The sequence below is a fragment of the Streptomyces sp. NPDC001348 genome (assembly GCF_053597535.1).
The window spans coordinates 68,679-83,439 of record NZ_JBSFIK010000026.1 but is presented as its reverse complement, the minus strand read 5'-3'; the positions used below and the strand labels follow the sequence as shown (position 1 = coordinate 83,439).

Below are 14,761 nucleotides of genomic sequence, written 5' to 3'. Positions count from 1 at the left end.
GGCAGGCGACGGCCCGGCGGGCGGCGCCTCCAGAGGAAGGACGGTGGCCGCGGGGGGCGCGGCAGGCGGCGGCCCCGCGGGCGCCGGAACCGCGGCGGTGCGGTTCGCCGGGTGCTGGACGGGCGGAGCAGGCGCCCAGGGGCCGGGACGGCCGTACGGCGGCGTGCTGTACGGGTCGGGGTCGTGCAAGGGCCTCGGCCGTTCGGTGGCGGAGGCAGCCGAACCGGGGACCGTCGCCCCGCCCACCGGCTCACCGGCGCCCTGCCCGAACGGCACCGCAGCGGCCTCGGGCGCCGGCGCTTCGGACTCCCCCGCAACCGGCCTCACCGGCCCCTCGGGGCGCCCTGTCGCGTCCCCGCCGGGGTCCCGCACGCCCGGGAGGACGGCGCCCGCCTCCTGCGCCCCGGCCACGGGCTCGTCCGGGCCGGTCACAGGGGCGCCGGAGCCGTGTGCCGGCGGGGGCGGTGCCGGGTCGGCCAGTTCGAAGTCGCCCTCGGTCGAGGCGCCGCGCGCGGGCCGGGCCGGCGCGACATCGGCGCCGTCCCGCTCGGTCTCCCCCTGCGGGACCCCGTTCCCCTCGTTCATGTTCTCCCCACCGCTCGCCGCGGCCCGGCTCGTCGACGGTGGCCGCGGATCGTCGATTCCGCGCCCTCTTCACACCGCGGGCACGGCCCACACAGGATTCAACCAGGTGTGCGGGCCGTGGCGCAGGGCCCCGGTCAGGGGGCGGTGCGGGATGAGGCGGGCAGCGAGGGGACGACGGGAACGGGGGTGCTGTCGGGGACGGGTGCGGCGAGCAGGCCCGGGCCGGTGACCTCGGGGACCGAGGACCACGTGGTGAAGGTGAACGGCGGGGTCGGGCCGGCCGGCCGTATCAGCGGGGACATGACGCCCGCACCGGCCACCAGCGGAGTGGCCGGCACGGCCTGCTGGTTCCGCCCGGCGGGGGACGGCATGCCGGGCAGCAGGGGAGCCGCCATCGAGGTCGGCGCCGTCGACGTCCGTCCGAGCCGTGTGCCCTGCGCCAGCAGCGGTCCGGCCGGGCGTCGGCGCTGGTTCTCGGCCGCCGGCGTCGCCCCGGAGCCGGCCGTGCGGGCCGGAGCCACGTTTCCGCCGGTGCCGGAGCCGCCGCGGGCGTCCGCGGCCGGGTCGGCCGGGAAACCGGTGGTCACACCCCCCAGCGCGACCGCGGCCAGCGACACCGCCCCGGCGGCGACGAACGCGAACCGCCGCCCTCGTGAGGCGGACCGGTCGGCGTCCGGGCGGCCGACGGGGTGGACGCGGAAACCGCGGTCGGCGGCGGGGGTGTGCGGGCGGGCGGGGACGTACCCGAAGGCGAACCGCTGGCCGCGGCTCACTCCGAAGACGTCGGTGCCGGAGGCCTCGGCGGAGGGTCCCCCGGGCGACGGCGAGCCACCGCCGTCCGCATCACCTCCCCCGGGGAGTCCCTGGAGACGGGCCAGGAGGCTCTCCGAGGGAGGAGGCGGGGCCGCCTCCGCGAACACGTTCTTCAGACGGCGCTGGGCGTCCGCTTCCGCCTTGCACCGGGCACAGGTCGCCAGGTGGGCCAGGACGCGCTCACGAGCCTCATGACCGAGCTCTCCGTCCACCAGAGCGGAGAGCCGGTCTCCCAGATGCTGCTCTGCCAGCTGCCCCTCGGCAGGTTTCGGCCGTGATCCACTCACGCGGTCGCGCCCCCTCCTCCCAGGACGGGGACACGGGCCACGAAGGAGCGCCGTCGCTCGGCCGCACGGGCCTCCGGCGAGCGGTGCGCCAGTGCCTTGCGGAGCTGGGAGCGGCCGCGGTGGATACGGGAGCGCACCGTGCCGAGCTTCACGCCGAGGGTCGCGGCGATCTCCTCGTACGACAGCCCCTCGATGTCGCACAGGACGACGGCGGCACGGAACTCCGGCGCGAGCGTGTCCAGGGCCTGCTGCACGTCCGCGTCGAAGTGCGCGTCGTTGAAGACCTGCTGGGGGGTCGGCTCCCTGCTGGGCAGCCGCTCGGCGGCGTCGTCGCCGAGGGCGTCGAAGCGGATGCGCTGCTTGCGCCGGACCATGTCCAGGAACAGGTTGGTGGTGATGCGGTGCAGCCAGCCCTCGAAGGTGCCCGGCGAGTACGTCGACAGGGAGCGGAAGACACGGACGAAGACCTCCTGGGTGAGGTCCTCGGCGTCGTGCTGGTTGCCCGTGAGACGGTACGCCAGCCGGTAGACCCGGCCGCTGTGCGTGCTGACGATCTCCTCCCAGGTGGGCGGAGTCCACGCCTGCCCGTCCGCGTCGGTGGAGAAGGTCGCGGTCTGGGCGACGTCGGCCGTGTGGCCGTGGTCGGCAGCGGTGTCGTTCACGGATTTCGGCCTGCCCGCCGATCCGAGGAAGCGCCGCAGCACTCCTCCCCGGTCCAAAGGCGTGGCCGCACCTCCCCTGTCAGCTCTGGTGGTGTCCAGTGGAGCCCCTACCATAGCCACCTCGTCCGTTAGCTCCGGATAAGCGGTTTTACGAGAATTTGATCTGCGCTGACACGGCTCGTGCGGCTGCGTCAGCAGTTGCTCGGCACCCTGCTCCATCTCCTGCCCCCCGTCGGGATCCCCCGTGACTCGCTCACCCCTTTAAACGCCTGGTCCCATCTGCGGGTTCCCGGGGCAACGGATACAGTCACGCCAGGCAAACACGGGACAGGAGAGGGCCATTACCGGCAACCGGCTGACGAGCTGGGCGTTCGCCGACGCCTTTGTCGCCGAGGACGACGCTCTGCGCTGGGCCCGCGACCGGGCCAGGGAGGCCGGGCTGCGCTCGGTGGCGCCCGGCACCGGCGCCGCGCTGCGGTTGCTCGCTGCCAGCGTGGACGCCAAGGCGGTCGCGGAGATCGGCACCGGTACCGGCGTCTCCGGGATCCACCTGCTGCACGGGATGCGCCCGGACGGGGTGCTGACCACCGTGGACCCCGAGCCGGAGCACCAGCAGTTCGCCCGGCAGGCCTTCCGTGCCTGCGGCTTCGCCAGCAACCGCGCCCGCTTCATCCCCGGCCGTGCCCTGGACGTGCTCCCCCGCCTCGCGGACGCGGGCTACGACCTGGTCTTCTGCGACGGTGACCGTCTGGAGTACCTGGACTACCTCGCTGAATCGTTGCGTCTGCTGCGTCCGGGAGGCCTGGTGGTGTTCGAGGGGGTCTTCGCGCACGGCCGGACGATGGACTCGGGACCGCAGCCCACGGAGGTGCTGCGGCTGCGGGAGCTGCTGCGCACGGTCCGGGAGAGCCAGGAACTGGTCCCGTCCCTGCTGCCGGTGGGCGACGGCCTGCTGTGCGCGGTCAAGCGGTGACGCGTGGCCGTCCGGCGCGGCCGGGCGTGAACGCCGGACGGGCGGGTACGCGAGAACAGCGAGAGTGGGGACAGGTCTGGGGACGCGGTTGCCCCGGCACCGTGACGGTGCCGGGGCAACCGGGAGAACAGGATCGCCGGCGCGTCAGACGACGACCTTCTTGAGGGCGTCGCCGAGCGCCTCGGCCTCGTCGGGGGTCAGCTCGACGACGAGCCGACCGCCGCCTTCGAGCGGAACGCGCATGACGATGCCCCGCCCCTCCTTGGTCACCTCGAGCGGGCCGTCACCCGTCCGCGGCTTCATGGCCGCCATGCTCGTTCCCCTTCCTGAAACCCAGCTCATCGTCAGCCGACGGCCCTGGGCGGGCACGCACGGTCCGGACGGACACGCGACACCGGCATCGAACACATTGCTTCCAGGCCATTATCCCGCATCGCACGACCCGATGACCAACATCAGTAGGCATCGCTTGCGCAACGCGCGCGAGCAAAACCACTCAATTCGGCGATGGGACTGCGATACTGCGCCACCCCGCGGACGTCCGGGGCCCCCGGCCGCGAGAACATTCTTTGACGCAGGTCACACGTCCGGTCCGCTACTCCGGCGACGATCTCGGCCATGCTGTCCTTCAGACACCGGACGTACCGAGCGGTACGCCGAGCCGTGACACCGGAGGGGATACGCCATGGCCGACACCGTGCTCTACGAGGTCAGCGACGGGCTCGCGACGATCACGCTGAACCGCCCCGAGGCGATGAACGCGCTGAACATCGCCGCCAAGGTCGCCCTCCGGGAGGCGGCGGAGGCGGCGGCCTCGGACACGGCCGTACGGGCCGTGCTGCTGACCGCGGCCGGCGACCGGGCGTTCTGCGTGGGGCAGGACCTCAAGGAGCACATCGGGCTGCTGGCCGCCGACCGGGAGACCGGCTCGGGGCACACGATGAGCACCGTGCGGGAGCACTACAACCCGATCGTGCGAGCCCTGACCGGCGCCCCGAAGCCGGTGGTCGCGGCGGTGAACGGAGTCGCGGCCGGAGCGGGTCTCGGCTTCGCGCTCGCGGCCGACTACCGGGTGGTGGCGGACACCGCGGCCTTCAACACGTCCTTCGCGGGCGTCGCCCTGACCGCCGACTCCGGGATCTCGTGGACGCTGCCGCGGGTCGTCGGCCCGGCCCGGGCGGCCGACCTGCTGCTCTTCCCGCGCAGCATCACCGCGCAGGAGGCCTACGAGCTGGGCATCGCGAACCGTCTCGTGCCCGCCGGTGAGCTGCGGGCCGAGGCCGAGAAGACGGCGCGGGCCCTGGCCGAGGGGCCCACCGTGGCGTACGCGGCGCTCAAGGAGGCCGTGGCGTACGGGCTCACCCACTCCCTCGAGGAGACCCTCGAGAAGGAGGACGAGCTCCAGACGCGGGCGGGGCGGTCCGAGGACCACGCGATCGCGGTGCAGGCCTTCGTGAACAAGGAGAGGCCGAAGTACCTCGGGCGGTGAGGTCCGGGCCGCTCAGGCCGCCCGTCTGGCCACGCACGTCACCAGGTGGTCGTCCACCAGGCCGCACGCCTGCATCAGCGCGTAGGCCGTCGTCGGGCCGACGAAGCGCAGGCCCCTTTTCTTCAGGGCCTTCGACAGGGCCGTCGACTCGGGCGTGACCGCCGGGACGTCCGAGAGGGTCTTCGGCGCGGGGCGGCCGTCCGGGTCGGGGGCGTGGGACCAGATCAGCCCGTCCAGCTCGCCGGGAGACCAGTCGGCGAGCACGCGCGCGTTGGCGAGGGTCGCGTCGATCTTGGCACGGTTGCGGATGATGCCGGGGTCGGCGAGCAGGCGCTCTCGGTCCTCGTCGGTGAAGGCGGCCACCGCCGCGATCTCGAAGCCGGCGAACGCGGCGCGGAAGCCCGGGCGGCGGCGCAGGATGGTGATCCAGGACAGGCCCGACTGGAAGGCCTCCAGGCTGAGCCGCTCGTACAGGGCGTCGTCGCCGTGGACCGCGCGGCCCCACTCCTCGTCGTGGTACGTCACGTACTCCGCGGCGGACAGCGCCCAGGGGCAGCGCGGCAGGCCGTCCGGGCCGGCGAGGGCGGCGCCGTCGCTCACTGCTGCTCCTCCTGGGCGGGCTTGTCCTGCGGGGCGTGGGCCGCCGCGTGGGCGCCGGCCAGCGCGGACTCCAGGTCGGCGATACGGGCGTCCCGCTCGGCGAGTTCGGCGGCGAGGCGGCCGAGCGCGTCGTCCACGTCGGCCATGCGGTACCCGCGGGGCGCGAGCGGGAAGCGGAGGTTCTCCACGTCGGCTCGGGCGACCGGGCGGTCCGGCGGCAGCGGGTCGTGCAGGCGCTCCGGCGCGGCCTCCGGCAGCGGACCGCTCTCGCCGCCGCCCACCACGGCGAGAGTCACCGCGGCGACCACGACGGCGAGCGCGACGACCAGGAACAGAAACATAACCATCGCTGAGGGTCCCCACGCTCGGTGTGCTCGTTGTCGAAAGTGCTGGGTCCGATCGTGCCATGCGAGGCTGACGGTTAGGGTCGCAGGCGGCTGTGGAGACGGACGTACCAGGAGAGGTCACAGGGGATGCTCAGGCTGGGCAGGCGGGAATTCGGACCGCACGAGCCGGTGGTCATGGCGATCGTGAACCGGACCCCGGACTCCTTCTACGACCAGGGGGCCACCTTCCGCGACGAGCCGGCCCTCGCGCGCGTGGAGCAGGCGGTCGCCGAGGGTGCCGCGATCATCGACATCGGCGGGGTGAAGGCCGGGCCCGGCGAGGAGGTGTCCGCGGCGGAGGAGGCACGGCGCACGGTCGGGTTCGTCGATCAGGTGCGGCGGCGGTTCCCCGACGTGGTCATCAGCGTGGACACCTGGCGGGCCGAGGTGGGGGCGGCGGTCTGCGAGGCCGGGGCGGACCTGCTCAACGACGCGTGGGGCGGGGTGGACCCCGGGCTGGCGGAGGTCGCGGCCCGGTACGGGGTGGGGCTGGTGTGCACGCACGCGGGTGGTGCCGAGCCGCGGACCCGGCCGCACCGGGTGACGTACGACGACGTCATGGCCGACATCCTGCGGGTGACGCTGGGGCTGGCCGAGCGGGCGGTCTCGCTCGGGGTGCCCCGGGAGTCGGTGCTGATCGATCCCGGGCACGACTTCGGGAAGAACACGCGCCACAGTCTCGAGGCGACGCGGCGGCTGGGCGAGATGGTCGCCACGGGGTGGCCCGTGCTGGTGTCGCTGTCCAACAAGGACTTCGTCGGGGAGACGTTGGACCGGCCGGTCAAGGAGCGGGTGGTGGGGACGCTGGCGACCACGGCCGTGTCGGCGTGGCTGGGGGCGCAGGTGTACCGGGTGCACGAGGTGGCGGAGACCCGTCAGGTGCTGGACATGGTGGCGTCGATCGCGGGCCACCGGCCCCCGGCGGTCGCCCGGCGGGGGCTGGCGTAGCCGGCGGGGCGCCGACCCGCGGTCTTTCCGCCCCCGCCGCCCCTACCCTTCCCGTCCCCAGGGGCTCCGCCCCTTCGACCCCGCCAGGGGGCTGCGCCCCCTGAACCCCCGCGGGGCTCCGCCCCTGCACCCCGCCGGGGGCTGCGCCCCCCGGGCCCCCTTCGGCCTGAACGGCCTCGTCCTCGAACTCCCCCAGAGGGGGGACCCCCAGACGGGCTGAGAAAGGCCCGCGCCTCCCAGTCGGGTGGGACGGGTGGTGGGTGGGCACAAGCCGGGGGGCTGGGGGCGGAGCCCCCAGAGGGGCCCGCTGGAGCAGGCCCAGGATGGAAAGCACCGGGCGAGCTCACCCCCTACCCGCTCAGGCCCCGCGCTAGCGGCCCGCCTCCTTGGACACCAGGGCCACCGCCTCGTCCACCTCGTCCGTGACGTGGAAGAGGAGGAGGTCCTTTTCCGTTGCCTTGCCCTGGGCCACCAGCGTGTTCTTCAGCCAGTCGACCAGACCGCCCCAGTACTCGCTGCCGAAGAGGACGATGGGGAAGCGGGTGACCTTCTGGGTCTGGACGAGGGTGAGGGCCTCGAAGAGTTCGTCGAGGGTGCCGAGGCCGCCGGGCAGCACCACGAAACCCTGGGCGTACTTGACGAACATCATCTTGCGGACGAAGAAGTACCGGAAGTTGAGCCCGATGTCGACGTAGGGGTTGAGCCCCTGCTCGAAGGGCAGCTCGATACCGAGGCCGACCGAGGTGCCACCGGCCTCGCTGGCCCCCTTGTTGGCCGCCTCCATGGCGCCCGGGCCGCCGCCGGTGATGACCGCCCAGCCCGCCTGGACCAGGCCGCGGCCGAGGCGGACGCCGGCCTCGTACTCGGACGAGTCCACGGGCGTCCGCGCCGAGCCGAACACACTGATGGCGGGCGGGAGTTCGGCAAGGGTGCCGAAGCCCTCGATGAACTCCGACTGGATGCGCAGGACCCGCCAGGGGTCCGTGTGCACCCAGTCGGTGGGGGCGCGCTCGTCCAGCAGACGCTGGTCCGTCGTGCTCGTGGTCACCTGTCCGCGCCGTCTCAGGACCGGTCCCAGCCGCTGCTCCTCCGGTGGCTGCTTCTTGCCCTCGGGGTTGCCGGTAGCCATGTGCGCTCCCTCCGCTTGCCGGGTCTTTCCGCCTCAGCGTAGATCGCCGGGGGTTACGGACGGGGGACGTGAGCGTGTCCGCGACGCAGCGCCGTGCCGGGCGGTCAGTCGGTGAGCCAGGCGCGCAGCCGTTCCTCGCCCGCCAGGATCTTCCCGGTTTCCACTCTTTCGTCCCGCTTGTGCGCCAAGTGCGGGTCGCCGGGGCCGTAGTTGACCGCGGGGACGCCCAGGGCCGAGAAGCGGGAGACGTCCGTCCAGCCGTACTTCGGCTGCGGGGTACCGCCGACCGCCTCGATGAACCGGACCGCCGCCGGATGGGACAGCCCCGGCAGCGCCCCGCCGCTGTGGTCGTCCACCACGAACTCCTCGACACCGCAGTCGGCGAAGACCTCGCGGACGTGCGCGACCGCCTCCTCCTCCGTACGGTCGGGCGCGTAGCGGAAGTTGACGGTGACCACGCACTCGTCGGGGATGACGTTACCGGCCACGCCGCCGCTGATGCCCACCGCGTTCAGGCCCTCGCGGTACTCCAGTCCGTCGATGACGGGATGGCGCGGCTCGTACGCGGCCAGGCGGGCCAGGACGGGGGCCGCCGCGTGGATCGCGTTGGAGCCCATCCAGCCGCGCGCCGAGTGGGCCCGCTCGCCCCTGGTCTTCAGCAGCACCCGCAGGGTGCCCTGGCAGCCGCCCTCGACCTGGCCGTCGGACGGTTCGAGGAGCACCGCGAAGTCGCCCGCCAGCCATTCGGGGTGGGCCTCGGCCACGTGCCGCAGGCCGTTGAGGTGGGCGGCGACCTCCTCGTTGTCGTAGAAGACGAAGGTGAGGTCGCGGTTGGGGGCCGGGACGGTGGCCGCGATCCGCAACTGGACCGCGACGCCCGACTTCATGTCGCAGGTGCCACAGCCCCACAGGACGCCGTCCTCGTCGAGGCGGGAGGGGACGTTGCCGGCGATGGGGACGGTGTCGATGTGGCCGGCCAGGATCACCCGCTCCGCCCGACCCAGGTCGGTGCGGGCGATCACGTTGTTGCCGTAGCGGTCGACCCGCAGATGCGGCAGGGCACGCAGCGCGCTCTCGATCGCGTCCGCGAGCGGCTTCTCCGCACCGCTCTCGGAGCGGAAGTCGACCAGCCGCGCGGTGAGCTCGGCGGCGTCCAGAGTGAGATCAAGCGTGGTGTCGGCCATGGTTTCGACCCTAACCTGCCACGCCTGACCCGACGCCGGGGTCACAGCGGGCTCCAGTACCTTGTACGGGTGCCAGAGCCGTCCCCCACCACCCCTGGCGTTCCCAGCGGTCCCGGCAGTCCGGGTACTTCGAACGCCCCCAAGCGCCGTGGCCGCCTCTTCCGTTTCGGGGCGGCCGTCGTGGTCCTCCTCGCCGTCGCGGGCTATCTCGTCGTCCAGTACGTCACCGGAGGCGCGGGCGCTCCGGGCTGCCAGGTCGTCTCGGCGAAGGGCGACGGCGCGTCCTACGACTTCACCCCCGAACAGGCGGTGAACGCGGCGACGATCACCGCGGTCGGCACCGGACGCGGAATGCCCGAGCGGGCGGTGACCATCGCGCTGGCGACCGCGCTGCAGGAGTCGGGGCTGCGCAACATAGAACACGGGGACCGGGACTCGCTGGGCCTGTTCCAGCAGCGGCCCTCGCAGGGCTGGGGCACCGAGAAGCAGATCATGGACCCGACGTACGCGGCGGGCGTCTTCTACGAGCACCTGGCCAAGGTCCCCGACTACGCGGAGCTGCCGCTCACCGTGGCCGCGCAGCGCGTGCAGCGCAGCGGCTACCCGGAGGCGTACGCCAAGCACGAACCGGACGCCGCGCTGCTCGCCGCCGCCCTGACCGGGCGCGCGGCGGCCACCCTGACCTGCGACGGCCGTCCGGGGACACAGGCCGCGGCAAGCGGCCCGGACGCGGTGCGCACCGCGCTGGTACGGGACTTCGGGCGCGACGCCCTGCAGGAGGCCGGCGCCGAGGTGAGCGGCAAGGGGGCGCGGCCGTCCCCGAGCGTGACGGCCGAGGCGCACGGACGGACGGTGACCGTGCCGGTGCCCGCCGACGCACCGGCGGACGGCACGCACACCCGGGCGCGGCAGACCGGTCGGACGGCGCGGGAGCGCGGCTGGCAGCTGGCGCACTGGGCGGTGGCCAACTCCTCGGCCCTGCACATCGAGCGGGTGTCGTACGCCGGGCGCGAGTGGGCCGCCGGGAGCACGCGGAGCCGGTGGCGCAGCACCGGGTCCACGGGCACCGGCGGTGCCGAGGCGGCCACGAACGCCGTACGGATCGTGACCGGGCAGTAGTACGGGAACTCACTCGTCCGGGTAGTGCGGTGCGGGTCGGGGGTATGGGTGCGCAGGTTTTCGCGCGGTCACCCTCCGGCTCGTCCGACCCTTGCGGAAAAAGGGCCGGAAGGATTCTGCAGGTGCCCCCTCGGGACACCTTTCGCCCGTTTTTATCCCCAGCAGATAATGCGATGCGTTATCAACTCGTTACCCCTCGCCTCCGCAACCTTCGCGGGACTCGTGCGGTATTCACTGCGTCCGAGTCCGGACGATCAGTTCATCTTTCCCTTCCGCGAAGGAGCATCATGTCCCTCCCCCTGACCCGCCGGATCGCCCGTGCCGCGCTGCTTGTCGCAGCGGGAGCGGCTGCCGGGGTCGGTGCGGCCGGCTCTGCCGGCGCGGCCACGAACCTGCCTGCCACCCCGAACGTCGGCGGGCTGACCGCACTGGACGGGGCCAGCGCCGGCAACACCATCGACAGCACCACGCAGAACGTCACCGGGGTCGCGGGTGAGACCGGCGGCCAGGCGGTCAAGAAGGCGGTGCCCGCCGCGGGCAAGACCGGTGGCAAGGTCCTGAAGAAGGCGACGCCGGCGGCGCAGCGGACCGCCGGGGAGGTGGCGGGGACCGCCGGCGGTGTCGTGGGCGACACCGCGTCCACGGCCACGAAGGGCGGGCTGCCGACGGGCTCCCTCACCAAGGGCGGGGTGCCCGCGGCCTCCCTCCCGGTGGCCAAGGGCGGGCTGCCGACGTCCTCGCTGCCGGCCGCCTCGCTGCCGAGCACCAAGGGTGTGCCCCAGCTCGGCGCCTGAGCACGGCTGCTGGTCTTCGCGGCGAAGGGGCCCGGGATGTCTCCCGGGCCCCTTCGTCCTTTCGCTCTTCCGGCGCCCGCGTCCGCCTCGGCGGAGCCGCGGAGGCGGCGGCTACTCGGTCAGCCTGCGCACCGCGGCAGCGACCCGCTCGTCCGTCGCCGTCAGGGCCACGCGGACGAACCGCTCGCCCGCCGGGCCGTAGAAGTCGCCCGGGGCGACGAGGATCCCGCGGTCGGCCAGGTGGGCGACCGTGGCCCAGCAGGACTCGTCACGAGTGGCCCACAGGTAGAGGCTGGCCTCGCTGTGCTCGATGCGGAAGCCGTGGGCGAGGAGGGCGTCGCGGAGGGCGGTGCGGCGGGCCGCGTAGCGCTCGCGCTGCTCGTGGACGTGGGTGTCGTCGCCCAGGGCCGCCACGACGGCCGCCTGGGTGGGGGCGGAGGTCATCATGCCGCCGTGCTTGCGGATCTCCAGGAGCGGGCCCAGGACGGCCGGGTCGCCGGCCAGGAAGGCCGCGCGGTAGCCCGCCAGGTTGGAGCGCTTGGACAGGGAGTGGACGGCCACGATGCCGTCGTACGAGCCGCCGTTCACGTCCGGGTGCAGGACCGAGACCGGGTCGGCCTCCCAGCCCAGCTCGAGGTAGCACTCGTCGGAGACCAGCAGCACCCCGTGCTCGCGGGCCCAGGCGACGATCCGGGTCAGCTCCTCCTTGGCCAGCACCTGACCGGTGGGGTTGGACGGCGAGTTCAGCCAGAGCAGCTTCAGGCCCTCGGGGTCCAGCTCCGTCGCATCGTCGTAGGCCTCGTACTCGGCCCGTGCCAGCCGGGCGCCGACCTCGTACGTCGGATAGGCCAGCCGGGGGAAGGCGACCCGGTCACCGGGGCCCAGGCCCAGCTGGGTGGGGAGCCAGGCCACCAGTTCCTTGGAGCCGACGATCGGCAGCACGTGGCGGTGGGTGATCCCGCGGGCGCCGAGACGGCGCTCCAGCCAGCCCGTGATGGCGTCGCGCAGCGCCGGGGTGCCCCACACCGTCGGGTAGCCCGGGGAGTCGGCCGCGGCGATCAGGGCCTTCTGGACGATCTCGGGGACCGGGTCGACCGGGGTGCCGACGGACAGGTCGACGATGCCGTCGGGGTGCGCGGCGGCCGTCTTCTTGTAGGGCTCCAGCTTGTCCCAGGGGAAAGTCGGGAGCCGGTCGGAGACTGCGGACACGGGGATCTGGCTCACTTTCTGCTTCGGCGAACGCCTCGGCCCCGTACGGCGGCGATCAGGACGATCGTGCCGTACGGGACCGAAGGACGCGGATGCGGCCGCTCTTACTGGTTCTGCGGCGGCAGCGCGGCGACGAAGGGGTGGTCCCGCTCGATCAGCCCCAGCTTGCTGGCGCCGCCCGGGGAGCCGAGCTCGTCGAAGAACTCGACGTTCGCCTTGTAGTAGTCCTTCCACTCCTCCGGAGTGTCGTCCTCGTAGAAGATCGCCTCGACCGGGCAGACCGGCTCACAGGCACCACAGTCGACGCATTCGTCCGGGTGGATGTACAAGGACCGCTGGCCCTCGTAGATGCAGTCGACCGGGCACTCCTCGATGCACGCCTTGTCCTTGACGTCGACACAAGGCTGCGCGATGACGTAGGTCACGCTGTCGTTCCTCCTCGATAGGGCGCTGGCGGGCCTCCTCAGGCTCCGCCGCCTGGCGCGCGGGAGCGCGGCGTCGTCGATGCCCGCCCCTAGTATCTCCGTTCCTGGGCATGATCCGAACAGGAGGGGTGAACTGACCTGTGGAAATCTCGGCCGCTGGGCACTTCACGGTCCGTGTCACCGCTGCTGACGTGGGCAAACGAGTCTCCGTACGGCGCTTGAGGGACACTGAGGCGTCGGAGGAGAAGTTCACCGACACGGTGGGTGTTCTCACATCATGGGACGACGGCGTGCTGCTGATCACACAGCGGAACGGCGAGAGCGTCCGGATTCCGGAATCGGCGCTGGTCGCGGGCAAGGTGGTCCCGGCCGCCCCGGCGCGTCGGCGGGGCCCGTCCGCCACCTACTCCGAACTGGCGCACGTCGCCTCCCGGGCGTGGCGTCCGGTGGAGAGCGAGCGGCTGGGCGAGTGGGAGCTCAGGGCCGCGGTCGAGAAGGTGCCCCGCGATGGGGGTCCCCCCAGGCGTTCAGCTCTGGGGGAGGGTCGATGGGGGGCGGTGGCCGGGCGACGGGCGGGCTTCACCAGGCGGGCGAACAGTGTCCTGCCGGCCGGCGATCCCGGGCTGCCCCTCGACGAAGCCCTGGCGGCCGTACGACGCTGGTACGGCGAGCGCGGGCTCCCCGCGTACGTCCAGACCGCCACCGGCGCCGAGGGCACCCAGGAGCTGCTCTGCGCGGAGCTGGAGCGGCGCGGCTGGGTGCGCGAGGTGAGTGCCGAGCTGTGGATCGGAGCGTTGGCGCCGCTCGCCGACCGGGCCGAGGGCACCGGGGTGGCGCTGACCCGGGAGGCGGACGAGGCGTGGCTGGCACGGTATCGGCGCAGAGGGGTGAGTGAGGTGGCCCTGAAGGTGCTGGGCTCGGGGCCGTCGGTGTGGTTCGCGACGGTCCCCCCGGGTCCCCGGGAGGAGGGCGGCGGTGAGGGTGGCACACCGCTCGCCGTCGGCCGGTGTGTCGTGGACGGTCGGTGGGCCGGTTTCGCCGCCGTCGAGGTGGACCCGGCCGTACGGCGGCGCGGGCTGGCCACGGCCGTGATGGCCGCCCTCGCCCGCCGGGCCTTGGCGGAGGGCGCCTCGGCGGCCTGGCTGCAGGTGGAGACCGACAACGAGGCCGCTCGGGCGCTGTACGCCGGTCTGGGCTTCTCGGCCCACCACACGTACCACCACTACCGCGCGCCGGAGGACCCCGCCGGCCCGCGGCACGGATCCTCCTGAACGGGGCAGGTGCCTGTCATGAGTCCCCCCTATCCCCCACCGTCCGGGCGGACCGCCGAGCTGCGGCAGCGGTTCGCCGAGGAGGCGCGGTCCGAGCGGCCCGACCTGTCGGCGCTGTGCCTGCTGCTCGCCGCGCAGGCGGACGGCTCGCTGGACGAGGCCGGCGTGGACGCGGCGCAGATGGAGCTGGACCGGCTGGCGGGACAGCTGCCGTTCCGGCCGGGTGGTCCGCACGCCTGGGCGGTGGCACTGTGCGAGCTGCTCGGCGACCGGTACGGGTTCCGGGGCTGCGCCGCGGACTACCAGCGGCTGGAGTCCTCGCTGCTGCACGAGGTGCTGCGGCGGCGGCGCGGGCTGCCGATCCTGTTGTCGGTGGTGTGGATGGAGGTCGCCCGGCGGGCCGGGGCACCGGTGTACGGGGTCGCGCTGCCGGGCCACTTCGTGGTGGGCTTCGGAACGGCCGCGGAGCAGGTGCTCGCCGATCCGTTCGACGGCGGGCGGGTGCTGAGCGGGGACGACGCCGAGTTGCTGGTCGCCGGGGCGACGGGTGCTCCACTGGATCCGGCGATGCTCGTGGCCGCGGCGCCCCTCGAGGTGGTGACACGGATACTGAACAACGTCCGGGCGTGGGCGGCGGCCCGGCCGGAGCGGTCGGACGTGGGGTTGTGGGCAGTGGAGTTGTCGTTGCTGCTGCCGTCCCATCCGGCCCGGCTGCGGTACGAGCGGGCGCAGTTGCTCGTGCAGCGGGGGGACTTCACCGAGGGCGCGACCGAGCTGGACGCGTACGCCGAGCTCGTGGAAGTGGTGGACGAGACGGCCGCGGACCGGGTGCGGCAGCAGGCGCAGGCGGCGCGGGCGATGCTCAACTGACCGCCCGCGCGGGTCCG

At 73.4% G+C, this 14,761-nt stretch carries 16 protein-coding genes and 1 pseudogene; 7 read left to right on the top strand and 10 right to left on the bottom strand.

All coding sequences use genetic code 11. The features are described from left to right. The 3 genes and pseudogenes from ACWC21_RS25670 to sigE form a co-directional block, all read right to left on the bottom strand. A pseudogene (locus tag ACWC21_RS25670) lies at positions 1 to 585 on the bottom strand (hypothetical protein); the annotation flags it as partial. A gap of 134 nt (positions 586 to 719) precedes the next feature. Continuing rightward, positions 720 to 1,685 (bottom strand): zf-HC2 domain-containing protein, encoded by a 966-nt coding sequence (locus ACWC21_RS25665; protein ID WP_450885167.1) that lies wholly within the window; start codon positions 1,683 to 1,685, stop codon positions 720 to 722. Beyond that, positions 1,682 to 2,389, bottom strand: a complete 708-nt coding sequence (sigE, locus tag ACWC21_RS25660; RefSeq protein WP_450885210.1) for an RNA polymerase sigma factor SigE — start codon at positions 2,387 to 2,389, stop codon at positions 1,682 to 1,684. The genes ACWC21_RS25665 and sigE overlap by 4 nt, the downstream gene beginning before the upstream one ends. Before the next feature lie 259 nt (positions 2,390 to 2,648). Between sigE and ACWC21_RS25655 the strand changes: the two genes are divergently transcribed. After that, on the top strand, positions 2,649 to 3,320 hold the full coding sequence (locus ACWC21_RS25655; protein WP_450885209.1) for an O-methyltransferase: 672 nt from the start codon (positions 2,649 to 2,651) through the stop codon (positions 3,318 to 3,320). A gap of 144 nt (positions 3,321 to 3,464) precedes the next feature. Here the strand turns inward: ACWC21_RS25655 and ACWC21_RS25650 are convergent, their stop codons facing one another. Continuing rightward, on the bottom strand, positions 3,465 to 3,632 hold the full coding sequence (locus ACWC21_RS25650; RefSeq protein ID WP_018544333.1) for a DUF3117 domain-containing protein: 168 nt from the start codon (positions 3,630 to 3,632) through the stop codon (positions 3,465 to 3,467). 373 nt (positions 3,633 to 4,005) lie between these two features. Here ACWC21_RS25650 and chcB point away from each other — a divergent pair, with 373 nt between their 5' ends. Next, positions 4,006 to 4,809 carry a 2-cyclohexenylcarbonyl CoA isomerase gene (gene chcB, locus ACWC21_RS25645; RefSeq protein WP_450885166.1) on the top strand — a complete coding sequence of 268 codons (804 nt, stop codon included), beginning with the start codon at positions 4,006 to 4,008 and terminating at the stop codon, positions 4,807 to 4,809. A gap of 12 nt (positions 4,810 to 4,821) precedes the next feature. Here the strand turns inward: chcB and ACWC21_RS25640 are convergent, their stop codons facing one another. After that, positions 4,822 to 5,409 (bottom strand): DNA-3-methyladenine glycosylase I, encoded by a 588-nt coding sequence (locus ACWC21_RS25640; RefSeq protein ID WP_450885165.1) that lies wholly within the window; start codon positions 5,407 to 5,409, stop codon positions 4,822 to 4,824. Continuing rightward, positions 5,406 to 5,756 carry a DivIVA domain-containing protein gene (locus ACWC21_RS25635; RefSeq protein ID WP_450885164.1) on the bottom strand — a complete coding sequence of 117 codons (351 nt, stop codon included), beginning with the start codon at positions 5,754 to 5,756 and terminating at the stop codon, positions 5,406 to 5,408. Before ACWC21_RS25635 ends, ACWC21_RS25640 begins: the two co-directional genes overlap by 4 nt. 126 nt (positions 5,757 to 5,882) lie before the next feature. Here ACWC21_RS25635 and folP point away from each other — a divergent pair, with 126 nt between their 5' ends. Then, positions 5,883 to 6,743: a dihydropteroate synthase gene (gene folP, locus ACWC21_RS25630; protein ID WP_450885163.1), complete on the top strand. Its 861-nt coding sequence runs from the start codon at positions 5,883 to 5,885 to the stop codon at positions 6,741 to 6,743. Positions 6,744 to 7,113: 370 nt separating this feature from the next. Here folP and ACWC21_RS25625 read toward each other — a convergent pair whose 3' ends face one another. Both ACWC21_RS25625 and dapE read right to left on the bottom strand, forming a co-directional pair. Continuing rightward, the gene (locus tag ACWC21_RS25625; RefSeq protein ID WP_450885162.1) at positions 7,114 to 7,872 is read right to left on the bottom strand and encodes an LOG family protein; all 759 of its coding nucleotides are present in this window, start codon (positions 7,870 to 7,872) and stop codon (positions 7,114 to 7,116) included. Between the two features lie 104 nt (positions 7,873 to 7,976). Continuing rightward, positions 7,977 to 9,056, bottom strand: a complete 1,080-nt coding sequence (gene dapE, locus ACWC21_RS25620) for a succinyl-diaminopimelate desuccinylase (protein WP_450885161.1) — start codon at positions 9,054 to 9,056, stop codon at positions 7,977 to 7,979. Positions 9,057 to 9,125: 69 nt separating this feature from the next. Between dapE and ACWC21_RS25615 the strand changes: the two genes are divergently transcribed. Continuing rightward, a complete protein-coding gene (locus tag ACWC21_RS25615) occupies positions 9,126 to 10,175 on the top strand; it encodes a heavy metal transporter (protein ID WP_450885160.1) in 1,050 nt (349 codons plus the stop codon). 287 nt (positions 10,176 to 10,462) lie between these two features. Further along, positions 10,463 to 10,969: an ATP-binding protein gene (locus ACWC21_RS25610; RefSeq protein WP_450885159.1), complete on the top strand. Its 507-nt coding sequence runs from the start codon at positions 10,463 to 10,465 to the stop codon at positions 10,967 to 10,969. 111 nt (positions 10,970 to 11,080) lie between these two features. Here ACWC21_RS25610 and ACWC21_RS25605 read toward each other — a convergent pair whose 3' ends face one another. Together ACWC21_RS25605 and fdxA are read right to left on the bottom strand one after the other, a co-directional pair. Beyond that, positions 11,081 to 12,178, bottom strand: a complete 1,098-nt coding sequence (locus ACWC21_RS25605; protein ID WP_450885158.1) for a bifunctional succinyldiaminopimelate transaminase/glutamate-prephenate aminotransferase — start codon at positions 12,176 to 12,178, stop codon at positions 11,081 to 11,083. Between the two features lie 104 nt (positions 12,179 to 12,282). After that, a complete protein-coding gene (fdxA, locus tag ACWC21_RS25600; protein ID WP_003973842.1) occupies positions 12,283 to 12,603 on the bottom strand; it encodes a ferredoxin in 321 nt (106 codons plus the stop codon). A gap of 140 nt (positions 12,604 to 12,743) precedes the next feature. On the opposite strand from fdxA, the gene ACWC21_RS25595 reads away from it, so the two are divergent. After that, complete coding sequence (locus ACWC21_RS25595) at positions 12,744 to 13,874, top strand: GNAT family N-acetyltransferase (RefSeq protein WP_450885157.1); 1,131 nt, start codon at positions 12,744 to 12,746, stop codon at positions 13,872 to 13,874. Positions 13,875 to 13,892: 18 nt separating this feature from the next. Beyond that, positions 13,893 to 14,744: a transglutaminase-like domain-containing protein gene (locus ACWC21_RS25590; RefSeq protein ID WP_450885156.1), complete on the top strand. Its 852-nt coding sequence runs from the start codon at positions 13,893 to 13,895 to the stop codon at positions 14,742 to 14,744. The last annotated feature ends 17 nt before the right edge of the window (positions 14,745 to 14,761 follow it).